Source organism: Azospirillum agricola (genome assembly GCF_017876095.1).
Classification (GTDB): Bacteria; Pseudomonadota; Alphaproteobacteria; order Azospirillales; family Azospirillaceae; genus Azospirillum; species Azospirillum agricola.
The window spans coordinates 174,815-191,167 of record NZ_JAGINM010000006.1; the positions used below are offsets into that span (position 1 = coordinate 174,815).

Sequence of the window (16,353 nt, forward strand, 5' to 3'; positions counted from 1 at the left end):
CACCGGCAGGGGCCAGGGCCCCGCAGGATTGCCAAGACCCGGCCGATGATGCAGGGTCGCCCCCCTGGTCGGTTCCGGAAGGAGGGGACGAATGGAACACACCGCCGCTTCCCGCTTCGCACATGCCTTTCCTCTCCGGCGCCTCCGCCGGCGCGGGAGAGGAAAACCGGCCGGGAGCTGACCGGTGCATCCCTTCGCGATCGCGACGGCCGGCGACAGCGCCTATTTCCCGCTGCTCCAGGGGCTGGTCCGCTCGATCCGCGCCTTTCCGCAGGGGGCCGGGGTCCCGATCACCGTGCTCGACCTTGGGTTCGGAACGGAGGAGCGGCGCTGGCTGACGAGCGAAGGGGCGCGGCTGGCGGCGCCCGGCTGGGACCATCCCTTCGACCGGCCGATGCCGGAGCGCTTCAAGGCGATGGTGTCGCGCCCGCATCTCCCCAGCCATGTTCCCGACGCCGCCGTCATCCTGTGGCTGGACGCCGACTGCTGGGTGCAGGACTGGTCGGCCATCGACCTGCTGCTGGCGGGTGCGGCGGCGACCGGCTTCGCCATCGTGCCGGAGCTCGACCGCGCCTACACGCCTTTCCACGACGGCGCCCCCCACGCCCATCACCTCCACGACTGGTACAAGGCCTGCTTCGACGAGGCCACGGCGCGCCGGCTCTTCGCCCACCCGCTGCTGAACGGCGGGGTCTTCGCCGCGCGCCGCGATGCGCCGCACTGGGCGCTCTGGGCGCGCCTGCTGACGGACTCCCTCCGCCGGACCGTGCTCTTCGTCAGCGGGCAGATCGCGCTGAACCTCGCCCTGCGCGCCGGCGGGCTGCCCTTCAGCCAGTTGCCGGCACGCTGCAACTGGATCTGCTTCCGCGCCACGCCCTTCAGCTCCGGGGACGGCCGGCTGCTGCTGGAGCCGGAGCTTCCCCACGCCCCCCTAGGCATCCTGCATCTGGCGGGCTATCCCCTGCCCCGCAAGCAGGACCCGCACACCCTCTCCACCCCCGGCGGCGGCACGGTCGTACGCCCGCTCAGCCATCGGCCACCGGATGCGCCGCCGGCATCCGGCCCCGCGGAGCGGCCGGAGGACGCGCTGGGCAGGGCTTTCGCCCTCTACCAGCAGGGGAAAGCGGAGGAGAGCGGCACACTGTGCCGGGCGATCCTCGCCGCTTCGCCCGACCAGCCGGCGGCCGCCTTCCTGCTGGGGGCGGTGGACTTCGCGCTGGGGCGGCCGGAGGAATCGCGGCGCTGCTTCGCCCTCGCCATCGCGCTGCAACCCGATCTCGCGGACGCCTTCAACAACCTCGCCCTGCTGGAACACCAGGCCCGCCCCCGCCGCGCCGCGACCCTGACCAGGCGCGCGCTGCGCCTTCAGCCGGAGGCCCTGATCTTCACCCGGCTCGGCACCCTGCTCCGGGACGAGCGGCGGGACGGCGAGGCGCTGGAGGCCCACGGGCGGGCGCTGGCGCTCCAGCCGGATTCGGCCGACGCGTGGCACGAGAGGGCCCACAGCCTGCGTGCGGCGAACCGGCCGGCGCAGGCCGTTCGGGGCTACGACCACGCCCACCGGCTTGCCCCGGAACGGACGGAGTTCCTCTGCGACCGCCTGTTCGCGAGCCTGTCCCTCTGCGACTGGCGAAACCACGCGGAGACCTGCCGCCGGCTGGTGGAGACCATCGACCGCGACCAGGGTGTCGTGCTGCCGCTGCTGAGCCTGCTCATCGGCACCAGTCCGGCGCAGCAGGACCGCGCGGCGCGCCGATTCCACCGCACGGCCGTCGGACGGGCCCTGGCGGTTCCGCTCCCGCGGCGGCCCGCCGCGTCCGGGGGGCGGCTGAACATCGCTTATCTCTCCGCCGACTTCCAGGAGCACGCCACCGCCTATCTGACGGCGGAACTCTTCGAGCTGCACGACCGGACGCGCTTCGGCGTGTTCGGCTATTCCTACGGCGAGGATGACGGAGGCCGGATGCGGCGTCGGCTGGAGGCGGGCTTCGACCGCTTCCGCGACCTGCGGCACGCCGGCCCCGACGAGGTCGCGGCGCTGTGCGCCGAGGACGACGTGCACATTCTCGTGGACCTCAAGGGCTACACCCGGGACGCCCGGCCGACGCTGCTGGCGCGGCGTCTGGCGCCCGTCCAGGTGGCCTATCTGGGCTATCCGGGAACCCTGGGCGCGGACCTGCTGGACTACGCGATCGGCGACCGCTTCGTCACGCCGCCCGAGCACCAGCCCTTCTACCGCGAGCGGCTGGTGCGCATGCCCGACAGCTATCAGGTCAACGACCGCCGCCGGCCGGCCGACGCTCCCGTGCCGACGCGCGCGGCCTGCGGCCTGCCCGCCGAAGGCGTCGTTTTCTGTGCCTTCCACACCGCCTTCAAGATCGCCCCGGCCCTGTTCGGCCTGTGGATGCGCATCCTCGGCCGCGTGCCGGGCAGCACGCTCTGGCTCCTGGAGGCGGGACGGGATGCCGCCGCCAACCTGCGGATGGAGGCGGCGCGCCACGGCGTCGAACCGTCACGGCTGGTCTTCGCCCCCCACCGCCCGCAGGCCGAGCATCTCGCCCGCTACCGGCTTGCCGATCTGGCGCTCGACAGCTTTCCCTACACCGGGCACACCACCACCTCCGACGCCCTGTGGATGGGTTTGCCCGTTCTCACGACGCGGGGGGAGACCTTCGCCTCCAGCGTCGCGGCCAGCCTGCTGCACGCGGCCGGCCTGCCGGAGACGGTCACCCGCTCCTTCGCCGAGTATGAGGAACGGGCGGTCCGGCTGGCCGGGGAACCGGCGACGCTGGCCGCCTACCGCCGCCGGCTGGAGACCGGGCGCGCCACGGCGCCGCTGTTCGACAGCCCGCGCTTCACGCGGAACCTGGAGCGCGCCTACCGGGCCATGTGGGACCGCCACGCGGCCGGCCTGCCGCCGGAAGCCTTCACGGTGGAGCCGTCATGACGAGCGCCGGGCATAAGCCGGCGAGGCCCGGACCATGACCGGCGAGCGCCTCGCGCGCGCGTTCGACCACCACCGCGCCGGCCGCCTCGACGAGGCGGCAAGGGGGTACCGGCGGGTGCTGGAATCCGATCCCGCCGATGCGACGGCCCTGCATCTGCTCGCCCTGGTCGGTCGGCACGGCGGCGTGCCCGACGCGTTTGCGACCTCGCTCAGGCGGGTGCTGCGGCTCGATCCCACGCTCGTCCGGGCCCGGATCGATCTGGCCGATGTCCTGGACGATGCCGGGCGGAGCGGTGAGGCCATGGCGCAACGGCGGCGCCTTCCGACGCTCGCCCCCGACCATCCGGCGGCGTGGTTGGCCCTCGGATCCGGGCTGGCATCCGGGCCGGCATCCGGTCTGGGCGCCGCCGCGTCCGTCGCGGCGCTGGAGCGCGCCGCCCGGCTGGCTCCCGGTTCCGCCGAAGCCCATCACGCGCTGGGGCTGGCCCTGCGCCGGGCCGGGCGGCTCGGGGAGGCGCAGGACAGCCTGCGCCGGGCCATCCGGGCCGAGCCCGGCTTCCTGCCCGCCCACATGAACCTGGGCAACGGCTTCCTCGACGAGGGGGCCCACGCACAGGCGCGGGCTCGGCTGGAGCGGGCGCTGGCGCTCGGGCCGGCGACGCCGGAATGCTGGTACAATCTCGGCAACGCCAGCCAGGGCCACGATCCCGAGGGGGCGCTCCGGGCCTACGAACGCGCGGCCCGGCTCGGGCTCGGGCTGGCCCGCACGCGCGTCGCCGACATGCTGGACGCGCTCGGCCGGCGGGGCGAGGCGGAAAACCTCCTGTTCGACAGCCTGTTCCAGCCGGGAACCGATGCCGCCCCCGCCATCGAGCATCTGAGCCGGCTGCTCATCGGGCGCGGGGCGCTGGTTCCGGCGCGCGACCTGTTCACCCGTCTCATGGACAGGCCGCTGGCGGGCCAAACCTACCGCGCCGACTGCCTGACGGCGCTGGCCGCGCTGGACCTTCGGGAGAACGCGCCCGAGGCGGCCGCCGCGCGTCTGGCCCGCATCCAGGGCGACCAGGGCTGGTTCTTCACGATCCGGTCGCTGGCCATGCTCCAGGCCACGCTTGCCGGCCAGGGCCTGCGGCTGAGACGGCCGGCCCCGGACAGCCGGCCCGTTCCGCGCATCACCTCCTCCTCCCTGGCCAGCCGGGGGCGCTTCGCCCACAACGTTCTCGAATACATCCTCCTGCGGCTCTACGCCGAGACGCACGGCCTCGTGCTGGAGACCCCGGACTGGGTGGGCGGCGCCTTCTTCACGCTCGACGATCCGCCCCAGAGCCGGCCGCTGCCGCCCCTGCCCTTCGCCCGCAACCTCCTCAACGGGCTGGTGGCCGGCGGCACCGACCCGGCGTCGCCCGTTCTCGACCGCGACATCCTCTCCCCCCTGTTCCTGTTCGACCACAAGGAGAGCCAGCGCGAGCGGGTGCAGTCCTGGCTGCGGCCGCGTCCGGTCTGGGCGCCCTGGCTCGACCCGGCGGTCGAGCGGCTCCGGGCCGGGGGCGCCACGGTGGTGGCGCTGCACCTGCGGCGCGGCGACTTCGTTCCGCTCGGCTACCCCATCACCGACACGGCCTGGTATGTGGAGTGGCTGCGCGCGCTGTGGCCCCGGCTCGACCGGCCGGTGCTCTATCTCGCCAGCGACGACCTGCCGGCGGTGCGCCGGGATTTCGCCGAGTTCCGGCCGCTGGCGCGGGAGGATGTGGCGCCGGACTGGCCCAACCTGGAGTATCTCCAGGACTTCCACGTGCTGACCCAGGCCGATGTGGTCGGCATCAGCGCCGCCAGCGGCTTCAGCCAGCTCGCCGCCCGGCTCAACCGGCGCGCCCGGATCTTCGTCGAGCCGGACATGGCGGCGCGATGCATCCGCCCGTACCGGCCCTGGACCCCCTGACCTCAGCCGGTAACGCTTTCCAGCACCCCGCGCAGCCGTGCCACGACCGCGCTCCAGTTGCCGCGCCGCTCCTGCCGGAACAGGCGCATGGTCGGGTACCAGGGCGTGCAGACGCCGTGCTCCAGCCAGCGCCAGTCCGGCGCGAAGGGCAGCACGGTCCAGACCGGCCGGCCGAGCGCCCCGGCGAGATGGGCCGGGCCGGTGCAGGAGCTGACGACGAGATCCAGATTGTCCATGATCGCCGCCGTGTCGGCGAGGTCGGCGATGTCCGCGCCGAGGTCGACGAAGTTCGCCGGCAGCGGCCCGCACCGATCCAGATCGTCCCGCCCCGCCCCCTTTTGAAGGCCGTAGACCGAGACGCCCGGCAGATCGAGCAGGGGCCGGAAAGCCGCCAGTCCGGGAGAACGCAGCCGATCGCCCTTGAATTCCGGATTGCCGGCCCAGACCAGCCCGATGCGGAGACCGCGCCGCGGGCCGAGCCGCGCGCCCCAGCTCTCCACCAGCGCCGGCTCCGCCCGCAGATAGGCGAGCGGCGCGGGGATGGTGTAGAGGGTGGCGCGCAGCCGGTGCGGCAGGCTCGCCAGCGACACATGGAAATCGTGCGGCGGCGCGGGATCCTGGCGGGACACGACGCCGGCGATCCCCGGCATCGACGAAAGCAGCCGGACGAGCGGCCCGCCGCAATCCAGGTACACCCGCGCACCCTGCGCCTGGAGCAGCGCGGCGTAGCGCGCGAACATGATCGTGTCCCCCATCCCCTGCTCGTCATGGACGAGCAGCGTGCGGCCCGCGAGGGGGGAGCCGTCCCAGACGGGCGAGGCGAAGTCGCGGCGCGGCGAGGCGAAGTCCGCCATGCGCGACCGCCATTCATACTCCGCGAACCCCTCGCGGAACTCGCCCTTGATCAGGAGGCCGTGGCCCAGGGCCGCGTGCGCCTCCGCCAGGGCCGGAGCCAGCGTGGCGGCGCGCCGCGCCAGGCGGATGGACTCGTCCACCCGCATCTCGTCGCGCGCGACGAGGCCGAGGTTGAGATGGGCGTGGGAGCCGTCCGGCTGTTCCACGATGGACAGGCGGAAACAGGCGGCGGCCTCCTCGTAGCGGCCGAGATCCTGAAGGGAGATGCCGAGGTTGTTGAGGGTTCCCGGCTCTCCGGACGCGAAGCCCAGCGCGCTGCGGTAGGCGGCGATCGCCTCCTCCGTCCGCCCGAGCCGGCGCAGCGCCACGCCGAGGTTGGTGTATCCCGCCACCGACAGAGGGGTCATGCCGAGCAGCGTCATCAGGGCCTCGCGCGCCTCCTCGTTCCGTCCGGCGAAGAGCAGCGCGTGGGCCTGCCTCATCCTCGGTTCCGTCACCCATGGGGTGAGCGCCAGCCGGCGGCCGAGCGTGTCCGCCAGCGCGCCATGCTCCCCCCGGTCGGACAGGATGTCGGCGAGAATGTCGAGGCCGTCCAGAAAACCGGGATCCAGCGCCACCGCCAGACGTGCGCTCGTCCGCGCCTTGCCGAGCTGGCCGAGCCGGTGCAAGGCCTGGGCGAGGCTGGAAAAGCCGGCCGGGTTGCCGGGGTTGCGACGGACGGCCTCCCCGATGAGCTGCGCCGCGATCGCCGGCCGGCCATGCTGGAGCGCCAGCATCCCCAGCAGATGCAGGGCGCCGGGATGGCCGGGATCGGTGGCCAGCACCGCCCGGTACGCGCGTTCCGCCTCCGCCGCGCGGCCGGCGGCATGATGGGCCATCGCGGCTTGCAGCGGCGAATCGGGGCGGCTGGACTCCATCATCACAGCAGGACCGGGCTGGACCAGGGGTCGTAGGGACGAAGCGCCTGCCGGGTCCGGTCGGGACGGACGGTGCTTCGGGCGCGCCGGTTCAGCATGGTCGCCACGAAGGAGAAGCTGCTGTTGGACACCGCCACCAGATCGGCCTCGCACAGGACATGGAAATCGGTGAGGAACTCGGCTCCGGGGATCGGCTCCGCCAGATCCCGCGCGTGGAGCGGCCGGTAGGCGGCGAAGGCGGAGAGACAGCGCGGGTCGTCCGTCGCGACGTAGAGAACCGGCCGGTCCAGGCCGGGCCAGACCGTTTCCAGCCAACGCAGGTACCAGGATTCCGGCGCAATCCAGAAAGGGCCCCAGCCGAAGTCGCCGCGCCGGATGTGCAAGGCCACCAGCGTCCCCCCGGCCGCGCGCAGGCGGCCGGTCAGCGCGTCCGCCCAGGACCGGATGTGCGGTCCCGGCGTGAAGAAGCCGCGGAAGGTTTCCCGATGGGGGGCCAGGAAGCGGGTGTCGCCGCAGAAATAGGCGGTGACGTCCCGGTCGGCCAGCACCGCGCCGCCGGTGCCGCCGAGCGACGCCACGACGCTGGCCTCGACCTCCCGCTCCGGCAGCCGGGGCATGGCCGGGCCGGGAAGCGGATCGTCCAGCCCGTAGAGATGGCGTCCCGGCCAGGGCGGCACCTCCAGGGTCAGGCCGTGCCGCGCGGCGTACAGGCGCAGCACCCCATATTGCAGAAGCTGGTTGCCGAACCGGCCATGCCAGCCGAGCGCGGTGGAGGCGAGCCGGCGCCCCGTCTCCGCCCTCGGCGCCGGCGCGGGCGGCGGCCCGTATCGCCGGACGAGCCGATTGACGGCTCGCCCGGTGAAGGCCTCTCCCCGGCCCGCGTTGCAGCGGATCGCCCGCTGCCAGCCTTGCAGCGCCGCATCCGGCCGGCCGAGCGCCTCCAGGGCGCCGGCAAGGGCGGTGTGGCCGTCGAACAGATCGGGCGCGAGGGCCAGCGCGCGCCGTGCCTGCTCCGCCGCCTCCGTCGCGCAGCCGAGGCCGAGGGCCGCCTCAGCCCATTCCGCGCGGACCTCCCCCAGATTCGGTTCGATCCGCGCGGCCCGACGGAGAAGCCCGTGCGCGGCATCCACCCGCCCTCGCCGCCGCTCCGTCCGTCCCAGCAGGAACAGCGAACCGCCATGCTCGGGCCGGAGCGCCAGCGCCTCCCGCAGATGGCGGGCGGCCGGATCGAGGGCAGCCTGCTCGAACCGCAGGGAGGCAAGGTTGAAGCGCGCCCCTCCCGCATCGGGGTGAAGGCTCGCCACCGCCCGGAACGCGCGAAGCGCCAGCGCATCGCGCTTGAGTCCGTTCGCCGCCAGCCCCAGCTCGAACCAGACCGTCGCGCTGGCGGGGTCGAGGGCCGCCGCCCGGACCAGCACGGCGACGGCGACCTCCGGCTGCCGCTCACGGATCAGCTCCTTCCCCTTCTCCAACCAGGCGGCGGCGTCCGTCGGCGGCGGCCTGCGTGCCGCCTCGGCCGCCAGGCCGTAGAGACGGCGCTGGGTCAGGAGTTCGATGGCCACGAAGCGGCTGTCCGGCTGCTGGCGCTCGGCGGAAAGGGGGCCGCCGATCATCTCGGCCCGCTGCCGCTCCAGCGCGTTGCCCGGCCGCATGGTGTAGCGGACGGTCTTCTCGGGCAGCTTCAACCCGCCGAACCGGCTGTGCAAGGCGCGGCCGTAGGCGACATCCTCGGCGACCGCCGGCTGGAAGGGCGGTTCCTCCGGAAAGCCGCCGATCCGGTCGTGGCAGTCGCGCCGGACGCAGAGATTGCCGGGGTAGCAGTTCTCCGACGCCTGCCGCCACTCCCGGGTGATCTCGGCGTCGATCTCGTCGAAGAGGATGCCGGTGCGAACGAAGCCCATGCCGGGGGCCGCGTCCAGGGCCTGGATCGTCAGGAAGAGGTGCCGTTCCAGAAAATGGTCGTCGGCATCTAGGAACCAGAGATAGCGGCCCAGCGAGGCGGCGGCGCCCGCGTTGCGCGCCCACCCCGCGCCCCGGTTCCGGTTGTTGGCGATGACCGCGACGCTCTGCTCCGGATGCGCCCGCGCCCAGCGCAGCGCCCGCGCCACGCTGTCGTCGGGGGAGGCGTCGTCCACGACGCAGACATGGATCCGCGCACCGGCCTCACCGGACGCCGCGCGGTGGTAGCGGGCCGCCGCCAGAACGCTGTCGAGCGCCCGCTCGATCGTGTCCTCCATCCGGTAGACGGGGATCACGACCGTGCCGATGACGTTGCAATCGGCACGATGGCGGGCGATCCCGTCCAGCGCGACGCCGAGGCCATTGCCGTCCATCCGGGACGCCGCGTGAAGACGGGCGGCTTCGTCGTCGCGCCCCTGAATGAAGCGCAGAACGCCGAGAACATGCGCGAGATCGCCGCGAGGCGCGATGATGCCGGCCAAGGGTTCGACGATCGCCGCCGCCTCGTCGATCCGCCCGTCCTGCATCAGCAGCACGGCCTGGTTGAGGGCGGGGGTGACGACCCTCTCGATCTGCTGTTCCAGCACGGCGCCGTCACCGTGCATCCGGGCGGCGCGGATGAAAAGCGACAGGGCCCGCGGCGCTTTGCCGGCCTGGCGCATCTCGAACGCCAGCCGCTGCCAGGACATGGCCTCCGCCGGATCGGCGGCCAGCGCCCGCCGATGCGCCGCCATCGGATCGGGGTCGTCCATCATCGGCCGCCCGCCGCCCGCGCGCCGGAGACCGCCGAGGCCCACCGCCTCCGCTTGCCTCGCGGGATGTTCCAGGGATCGACGCCCCGGATGGCGCCGCCGGCAGCGTTCATCTCGCCTTGCAAAGGATTGCGACCTTCATGCCGGTGGTGGCGGGGTGCTATGGTATAGGCTTGTTGGCCAAAATGTTCCATCGCGCATGTATCTAGCGTCCACGCCCCCCGGCCTTCAAGCTGGGATCGTCATGGCCGCTCCCCCGCGCGAGCGTCGAGCGGCTTGGCTCTGTGGAACGGTCGGGCATGCACGTCGAAACGAAGGACGCCGACAGGGCGCAGGATGAGGATGACCGGTTGCGCCGGTCCGCGGAGGCGGCTCTCGACGCCGATCCCTCCGACGCCAAGGCGTGGAGCATCCTGGGCATCCTGCTGCGCCGGGCCGGAAAGCTGGAGGAAGCCATCGCCTGCCATCGGCGCGGGCTGGAGCACGCACCCGGCGACGGCGGCCTCTGCGGCAGCCTCTGGACCAACCTCGGCAACGCGCTGACCGAGGCCGGACGCCTTGCCGAGGGGGTGGCGGCGCAGGAGGAGGCCTTCCGGCACGAGCCCGGCAGCCGGACGGTCCTGTTCAACCGCGTGGTCGCCTTCCGCAAGGCGGGGCGCTACGCCGACGCCCTGGCGGCGATCGACCTCGCCATCGGCGAGAACGGCGGACCGACGCCGCTCCTGCGGTGGGAACGGGCGCTGGCGCGGTTGCAGATCGGCGATTACGTCCACGGCTTCGACGATTACGAGGCGCGGCGGCAGATACCGTCCTATCACGCGCGGCCGACCTCGATGCCGCCATGGGATGGGCGGCCCCTGGACGGGCGCCGCGTCTTCGTGACGACCGAGCAGGGCTTCGGCGACGCCCTGCTGGTGGCCCGCTATCTGCCGATGGTCAGGAAGGCCGGCGGCCGGCTGATCTACGAATGCCATTCGGAATTGCGGCGGGTGCTGTCCGGGCTCGCCCCGGACGACTGGGTGGCGTGGGGAGCCCCGGCACCGCCCTGCGACGTCGAGGTGTCGCAGATGACCCTGCCGCTGCTGTTCCGCACGACGCTCGCCTCCGTCCCGCCGCCGGTGCCGCTCACCGTTCCGGCCGAGGCCCGGGAGAAGGCCGCGTGGCGGCTGGGGGGGCGGGAGCCGGGAACGCTGCGCGTGGGCATCGTCTGGTCGGGCCGCTCCAGCTTCGCCGACAACGCCCGGCGCGCCACGAGGCTGATGCCGTTCCTGCGTCTCGCCGAAATTCCGGGGGTGCGGCTCTACAGCCTTCAGAAAGGCCCGCCGGAGGCCGAACTGGACGCGCTCGGCCCGGCGGGCCGGCTGGTGGTGCCGCTCGGCCCCCACATGGAGGATTTCGCCGACACCGCGGCGATGATCGAGCGGCTGGATCTGGTCGTCATGACCGACAGCTCGGTCGCCCACCTCACCGGCTCCCTCGGAACGCCGGTCTGGAACCTCGTGCAGCATGTGCCCTACTGGATCTACGGCTTCACCGGGGAGCGGACGCCCTGGTACCCGTCGATGCGCCTGTTCCGCCAGGGGCCGGATCTGGACTGGGCGCCCGTCTTCGCGCGCGTCCGCGAGGCTCTGCACGAGGAGGTCCGGCGCCGCGCCGCGCATGGCGCCCCTACCGAGGGGCCTCCCTGACCGCCTGATGCAGCGCGCCGCGCAGCGCCGCCACCACGTCGCTCCAGTCGCCCGCCCGTTTCTGCCGGAACAGCCGCATGGTCGGATACCAGGGGCTGTCGGCGCGCTCCAGCATCCACCGCCACTCGGACTCCGCGCGCACCATCGTCCAGACCTTCCGCCCCAGCGCCCCGGCGAGGTGGGCGACCGCGCTGTCCACGGAGATGACCAGATCGAGCTGCGCCACGACGGCCGCGGTGTCGGCGAGATCCTCCAACGCGTCGCCGACATCGTGGAAGCCCTCGGGAAGCCGCCCGCCCAACCGCTCCAGATCCGCCCGCCCGTCGCCCTTCTGAAGGGAGACGAAGACGATTCCGGGAAGGCCGAGCAGCGGCAGCAGGGGCTCCAGCCCCGGCGAACGCTTGGGATCGTCGGGAAGCTCCGCGTTGCCGGCCCAGACCAGCCCGACGACCAGCCCGCCCCGCAACCCCGCCCGCACCGGCTCCAGCCGGTCGCGCCACCGCGCGACGAGGGAGGGTTCGGCCGCGAGGTACGGCACCTCCGACGGGACCGTCGCGAGGGTCGTGCCAAGGAGATGCGGCAGGCTCATCAGGGCGGCATGGGCATCGTGCGCCGGGGTCGGCGCGGAGCGCCCGACCACCGTCGCCACGCCCGGCAGCGTGGCGAGGAGCCGCGCCAGCGCGTCGTTGCACTCCACGATCACATGGGCGCCGCGCCGCGCCAGCAGCGTCGCGTAGCGCGCGAACTGGATCCCGTCGCCGAGCCCCTGCTCGTCGTGCAGGAGGATGCGCCGGCCATCGGGATCGCCGCCCTCCCACAGCGGCGTCGGCAGGCCTCGCGCCTCCATCTGCCCGTCGGCCAGCCGGGTGCGCCATTCATACGCGCGGAACCCCCCCGCGAGATCGCCCCGCATCAGCAGGCAGGTCGCCAGGAGCGTGCGGGCACGGGCGTCGTCCGGCCGCTCCGCGACAAGGTGGCGGCACTCGGCCTCCGCCTCGTCCAGCCGGTGCAGGTTGCGCAGGACCAGCGCGCGGTTCATCCGCGTCTCGGTGCGGTCCGGTTCCAGGACCATGGCGCGCGACAGGGCGTCGGCCGCCGCCTCGCCGCCTCCGATCCGCATCGACAGGGCGAGGCCCAGGTTGCCCAGCAGGCCCGCGTCGGCCGGCGCCAGCGCCAGCGCCTGGCGGCCGACGGCCACCGCCTCCCCGTGCCGACCGAGATTCTTCAGCGCGACCGCGAGGTTGCCGTAGGCGCGATGCTCCTCCGGCTCGCGCTGTATCAATGCCCTCAGGACCGTCGCGCTCTCCCCGTACCGGCGGAGCAGGAGCAGGCTGTGGGCAAGCTTGAAAAGATGGAAGCTTCCCTCGGGATCCAGCCGGGTGCAGCAGCGCAGGGGCCGGAGCGCCTCGGCCGTTGCGTTCCGCGCGAGCAGCCGCTCGGCAAGCGCGTGGAAGACCTGGATGTCGGTGGGATCGAGGGCCGCGGCCCGGCGCCACAGCGCCTCGGCCGCCGCGCCGTCCCCATCCCTCTCCCGCAGCCAGCCTTCCTCGAGCAGGGCCTCCGGCGCGGGTTCCGCCTGCGGGATGAGCCAGCCGAGACGGCGGAAACGGGAGAGCGTTTCCCGGATGCGGGCCGGATAGCGCTCGTCGACGGGAACGGGCTGGAGGCCCGTCCACATGCCGGGCAGCGCGTCCCCGTCGAAGCGGCCGGTGGCGTAGAAGCGGTCGAGCCGGGCCTGGTTGGCCTGCGGGTCGCGGTCGAAGCCGGCGATCATCTCCCGGTGCGCGAAAGCCTCCAGCTTCGCGCGGAAACGGTCGGCGCCCCCCATCCAGGTGAAGTGCCAGCCGGCGTCCGGAACGACCCGCCCGATCCCCTGCTTGGCCAGATAGCGGGCGCGGTTGGCGCCGATGCGTCGGATCAGTTCCCAGGGGGCGGCAGCCACCGAGACCCAGGGATCGGGCGCCTTCAGGTCGAGGAAATAGAGGAAGATGTCGAGGTGGGGCGCGAAGAGCGTCGCGCCCGTACCCGCATCCTCGTCCGGCTCCCGGCGCAGCCGCTCGACGACCGGGGCGCGCAGAATCTCGTCGGCGTCGGAGATGAGGATCATGTCGCTGGGCCGGCACTCCCCGAGGCCGCGCAGGATCGCGTCCCTCTGGTACGCCTCGCGGTTCCAGGCGAATCCGCCCGGATCCTCGGCGACCACGATATGGATGATCTTGTCCGCGTAGGCGGCGAAACGCGCCCGGTTGTCGGCGTAGTGCAGAGGCTTGGCGGCGCCGGCGTGGGTGTAGGTCGCCTCGACCAGGACGAAACGGTCCACCACGGGATGGAGTTCGGCCAGCCGGACCTCCAGCAGATCCAGCTCGTTGTGGAACTGGAAGCAGTCGAAGATCCGGCGCCCGCCGGGCGGCGGCGGGGACGGCGGCGGCAGATCGGGCAACGCGGTGTGGTAGGAAAGCCAGGCATCATAGCCGCGCAGCGCCGACCAGACGCCGGTGCGTGCCTCCTCGTCGTTGTGATCGAGGCGGAGCGACCGTTCCACCAGATCGATCATGCCGCGCGCCTCGGCCCGCCAGGCCGGGTCGGCCAGCCGGCTGGTCGGCCCGGAATTCAGATGGGCGCCCAACGCCTCCATGAGCTGCTGCTGGGCGGAGGCGATCCTGGCGGTGATCGCCGTGGCACTGTTCGCCGCATCGGCCCTCACCGGAGCCGGCCCGCTCAACTCCTCGAACCAGGCGATCCAGCCTTGCGCCCGCACCGGCCAGGACGTCTCGGCGTTCGCGTGGTCGACCTGGGCGCGGAGCCGGAGACCGGCGCCGGGGTCCGTCCGCAGGTCGGTCAGGGCGGCCACCGCCGCCTCGGCGTAGCGCCGCGCGTGTTCCCGCGGATCCTCCGGCACGGGCGTCAGCCGCGCGAAGCCGGCCCCGCTTTCCGGCAGGGCGCCCAATTGGCTCGACACCACCAGGCAGCCGGCCGCCAGCGCCTCCAGCACGGCGATGCAGGAGGTCTCGGCGAAGCGGTTGGGATAGGCGAGGCAGGTCGCCTCCCGCAGCACCCCGGCCAGCGCCACTTGACCGAGGCCGCCGAGATACTCCACCCCCTCGGTCTCGCGGCAGCGCTGGTACAGGGCGGTGAAGGGATCCTGCCCGGCGGCGACCTGATAGCCTTCGAGGCTCGAACAGACGCGCAGCCGGGTTCCGGGAATCGCCGCCCGTATCGACGGAAAGCTGTCCAGCAGCACGTCGAGGCCACGGAACGGCGTGCTGGTGTAGGCCAGAACCGGCGGCCAGGGGGGCACCGCCCGGATGTCCTCGTCCGGCCCGAACAGGCCGGCAAAGGCCGGCGCAATCCCGTTGCGCATCACCCGGCAGCGTGCCGGATCGAGACGGAAGGCGTCCAGATACCCATCCATCTGCCATTGGCTGACGAAGGCGACGCCGTCCAGGCAGTCGCGCAGTTCGGCCTCGGCCAGGTTCGCCACCGCCGGCTGGTCGGCGGCGTGCTGCGTCCAGAGGATCAGCTTGCGCCCGCCGCCCATCCTGCCGCGCAGGCGCAGCAGCAGCTCCCGATCGCATCCATTCAGGAAAACCACGGCGTCGAAAGCGCACAGTTCCTCGAGGCTCACCGACGCCATGGGCAGGCAGCGCACCCCGCGCACGGTGGCGGGCGCGCGCGTGCCGTTGACCAGCGTGACCGCATGGCCGGCGGCGGCCAGCTCCTCCCCCAGGTAGCAGAGCGCCGATTGCGAACCGCCAAGCGGCTGGTGGCGCGGCGTCTCGGGGGTGTAATCGCCCTTCGTCGGGTCTATGAACGCGATCTTGATGGTCTTGCCTTGAAGGTCGAGGTGGGCCGGCGCTAAATAATGGGCCGGCTGGATGCCGGCACATCCTGCCGCATAGCATCAGCCTGCCGCGGGAAGGTCAACCGGCATTCGCGGTGCGCGTCGAAAGGCTGTGCGTGGAACAGAATTTTGCTTTGACTTGGCAGCTTTCGGAGATCCATGGCTGGGGGCTGGTCGGCGTGCACACGGCGCTTTACCTGCTGGACCAGGGTCGGCCGCCGCTTCTGCTGGAACGGCCGCTGCTGGCCACCCTGCGGCCGGAGAACCGGGAAAGGCTGGCGGCCCTGATGATCGGGTATGAGCGCATCGGCGCCATCGCCGATCGGGTTCCGGGACAGGTGGTGGTCGTCAAGGGCTGGACGCTGCTGCACGCGCTCGCCAACGGCTTCGTGGAGGGGCCGGCGTCCGAGCGCTTCCGTGGCAGCCGCAACGTCGGCGTGATCGCCTTCGAGGACAGCCGGTTCGACACCGAGACCCTGGAGCGCGCGCGCGGTTACGACAGGATCGTGGTGCATTCGACCTACAACCGGGACCTGCTTCTGGAGCAGGGGATTGCGGACGTCGGCTGCGCGTTCCAGGGCATCGATCCGGGCGAACTGCCCGCGCTGCCTCCCACCGGCCGGTTCGGGGACCGTTTCGTCGTCTTCTCCGGCGGCAAGCTGGAGTTCCGCAAGGGCCAGGACATCGTGCTCGCCGCGTTTCGCCGTTTCCACGAGCGGCATCCCGACGCGCTGCTGGTCACGGCCTGGCACAATTACTGGCCGCACACCTCCGGGACGATCGCCGAATCCCCGTTGACGCCCGAGCCCCCGAAGATCGGCGAGAACGGGAAGCTGCGGATCGTGGAGTGGGCGATGGCGCACGGCGTGCCACCGGAGGGCTTCGTCGACATGGGGGTCATCGCAAGGCACGAGATCGCGGGGATCCTGGCCGACTGTCACGCCGCCGTTTTCCCCAACCGCTGCGAAGGCGCCACCAACCTTGTCGCCATGGAGGCGATGGCCTGCGGCGTGCCCGTGATCCTGTCGGCCAACACCGGGCATCTCGACCTGATCCGCGAGGGCAATTGCCTGCCGCTTCGCGATCAGACCCCGGTGGCCGATCCCACGGGCGCCCGTCGGGGCTGGGGCGAGTCCGCCGTGGAGGAGGTGGTCGCGCAGTTGGAGCGCGTCTACACCGACAGGGCCGTCGCACGGGCCTGCGCCGAGAAGGGGCGGGTCTTCATGCGCGGGGAGCGGAGTTGGCGGGCCTTCGCCGAATCCTTCGCACGGGCCGCCGCTTGAGTGTGATGCCGGCGAGCGGAAATCCCGACTTGTTGAGGGGGCACCCCTGGGACGGGCGGTCCGTGATTCGATTTTCCCACCCGCGACGGAGAGGGGCGGGGGCGTATAAGGCTGGCTGACATGATCGGATAAGTTTCCGGGAAGATGGGCTGTCCGGAAAATCCAGGACGGT

At 72.6% G+C, this 16,353-nt stretch carries 7 protein-coding genes; 4 read left to right on the forward strand and 3 right to left on the reverse strand.

Annotated features, from left to right (window positions below; all coding sequences use genetic code 11):
• Nucleotides 1-184 precede the first annotated feature (184 nt).
• Nucleotides 185-2,947, forward strand: a complete 2,763-nt coding sequence (locus J2847_RS10925) for an O-linked N-acetylglucosamine transferase, SPINDLY family protein (protein WP_325169373.1) — start codon at nt 185-187, stop codon at nt 2,945-2,947.
• Nucleotides 2,948-2,981: 34 nt separating this feature from the next.
• Nucleotides 2,982-4,886 carry a tetratricopeptide repeat protein gene (locus tag J2847_RS10930; RefSeq protein ID WP_209779013.1) on the forward strand — a complete coding sequence of 635 codons (1,905 nt, stop codon included), beginning with the start codon at nt 2,982-2,984 and terminating at the stop codon, nt 4,884-4,886.
• Nucleotides 4,887-4,888: 2 nt separating this feature from the next.
• Here J2847_RS10930 and J2847_RS10935 read toward each other — a convergent pair whose 3' ends face one another.
• Together J2847_RS10935 and J2847_RS10940 are read right to left on the reverse strand one after the other, a co-directional pair.
• Nucleotides 4,889-6,661: a tetratricopeptide repeat protein gene (locus tag J2847_RS10935; protein ID WP_209779014.1), complete on the reverse strand. Its 1,773-nt coding sequence runs from the start codon at nt 6,659-6,661 to the stop codon at nt 4,889-4,891.
• On the reverse strand, nt 6,661-9,372 hold the full coding sequence (locus tag J2847_RS10940; RefSeq protein WP_209779015.1) for a glycosyltransferase: 2,712 nt from the start codon (nt 9,370-9,372) through the stop codon (nt 6,661-6,663). The genes J2847_RS10935 and J2847_RS10940 overlap by 1 nt, the downstream gene beginning before the upstream one ends.
• A 296-nt stretch (nt 9,373-9,668) precedes the next feature.
• Here J2847_RS10940 and J2847_RS10945 point away from each other — a divergent pair, with 296 nt between their 5' ends.
• On the forward strand, nt 9,669-11,057 hold the full coding sequence (locus J2847_RS10945; protein WP_209779016.1) for a tetratricopeptide repeat protein: 1,389 nt from the start codon (nt 9,669-9,671) through the stop codon (nt 11,055-11,057).
• On the opposite strand, the gene J2847_RS10950 is transcribed toward J2847_RS10945, so the two are convergent.
• Nucleotides 11,038-14,691, reverse strand: a complete 3,654-nt coding sequence (locus J2847_RS10950) for a glycosyltransferase (protein WP_209779017.1) — start codon at nt 14,689-14,691, stop codon at nt 11,038-11,040. The genes J2847_RS10945 and J2847_RS10950 overlap by 20 nt on opposite strands.
• 341 nt (nt 14,692-15,032) lie before the next feature.
• On the opposite strand from J2847_RS10950, the gene J2847_RS10955 reads away from it, so the two are divergent.
• Complete coding sequence (locus J2847_RS10955) at nt 15,033-16,181, forward strand: glycosyltransferase family 4 protein (protein ID WP_233474440.1); 1,149 nt, start codon at nt 15,033-15,035, stop codon at nt 16,179-16,181.
• The last annotated feature ends 172 nt before the right edge of the window (nt 16,182-16,353 follow it).

What these genes read in the sequence shown, in the direction of transcription:
- J2847_RS10940 (WP_209779015.1), bottom strand. Translation starts at nt 9,372, where the DNA reads ATGATGGACGACCCCGATCCGATGGCGGCGCATCGGCGGGCGCTGGCC.
- J2847_RS10945 (WP_209779016.1), top strand. Translation starts at nt 9,669, where the DNA reads ATGCACGTCGAAACGAAGGACGCCGACAGGGCGCAGGATGAGGATGAC.
- J2847_RS10930 (WP_209779013.1), top strand. Translation starts at nt 2,982, where the DNA reads ATGACCGGCGAGCGCCTCGCGCGCGCGTTCGACCACCACCGCGCCGGC.
- J2847_RS10935 (WP_209779014.1), bottom strand. Translation starts at nt 6,661, where the DNA reads ATGATGGAGTCCAGCCGCCCCGATTCGCCGCTGCAAGCCGCGATGGCC.
- J2847_RS10950 (WP_209779017.1), bottom strand. Translation starts at nt 14,691, where the DNA reads ATGGCGTCGGTGAGCCTCGAGGAACTGTGCGCTTTCGACGCCGTGGTT.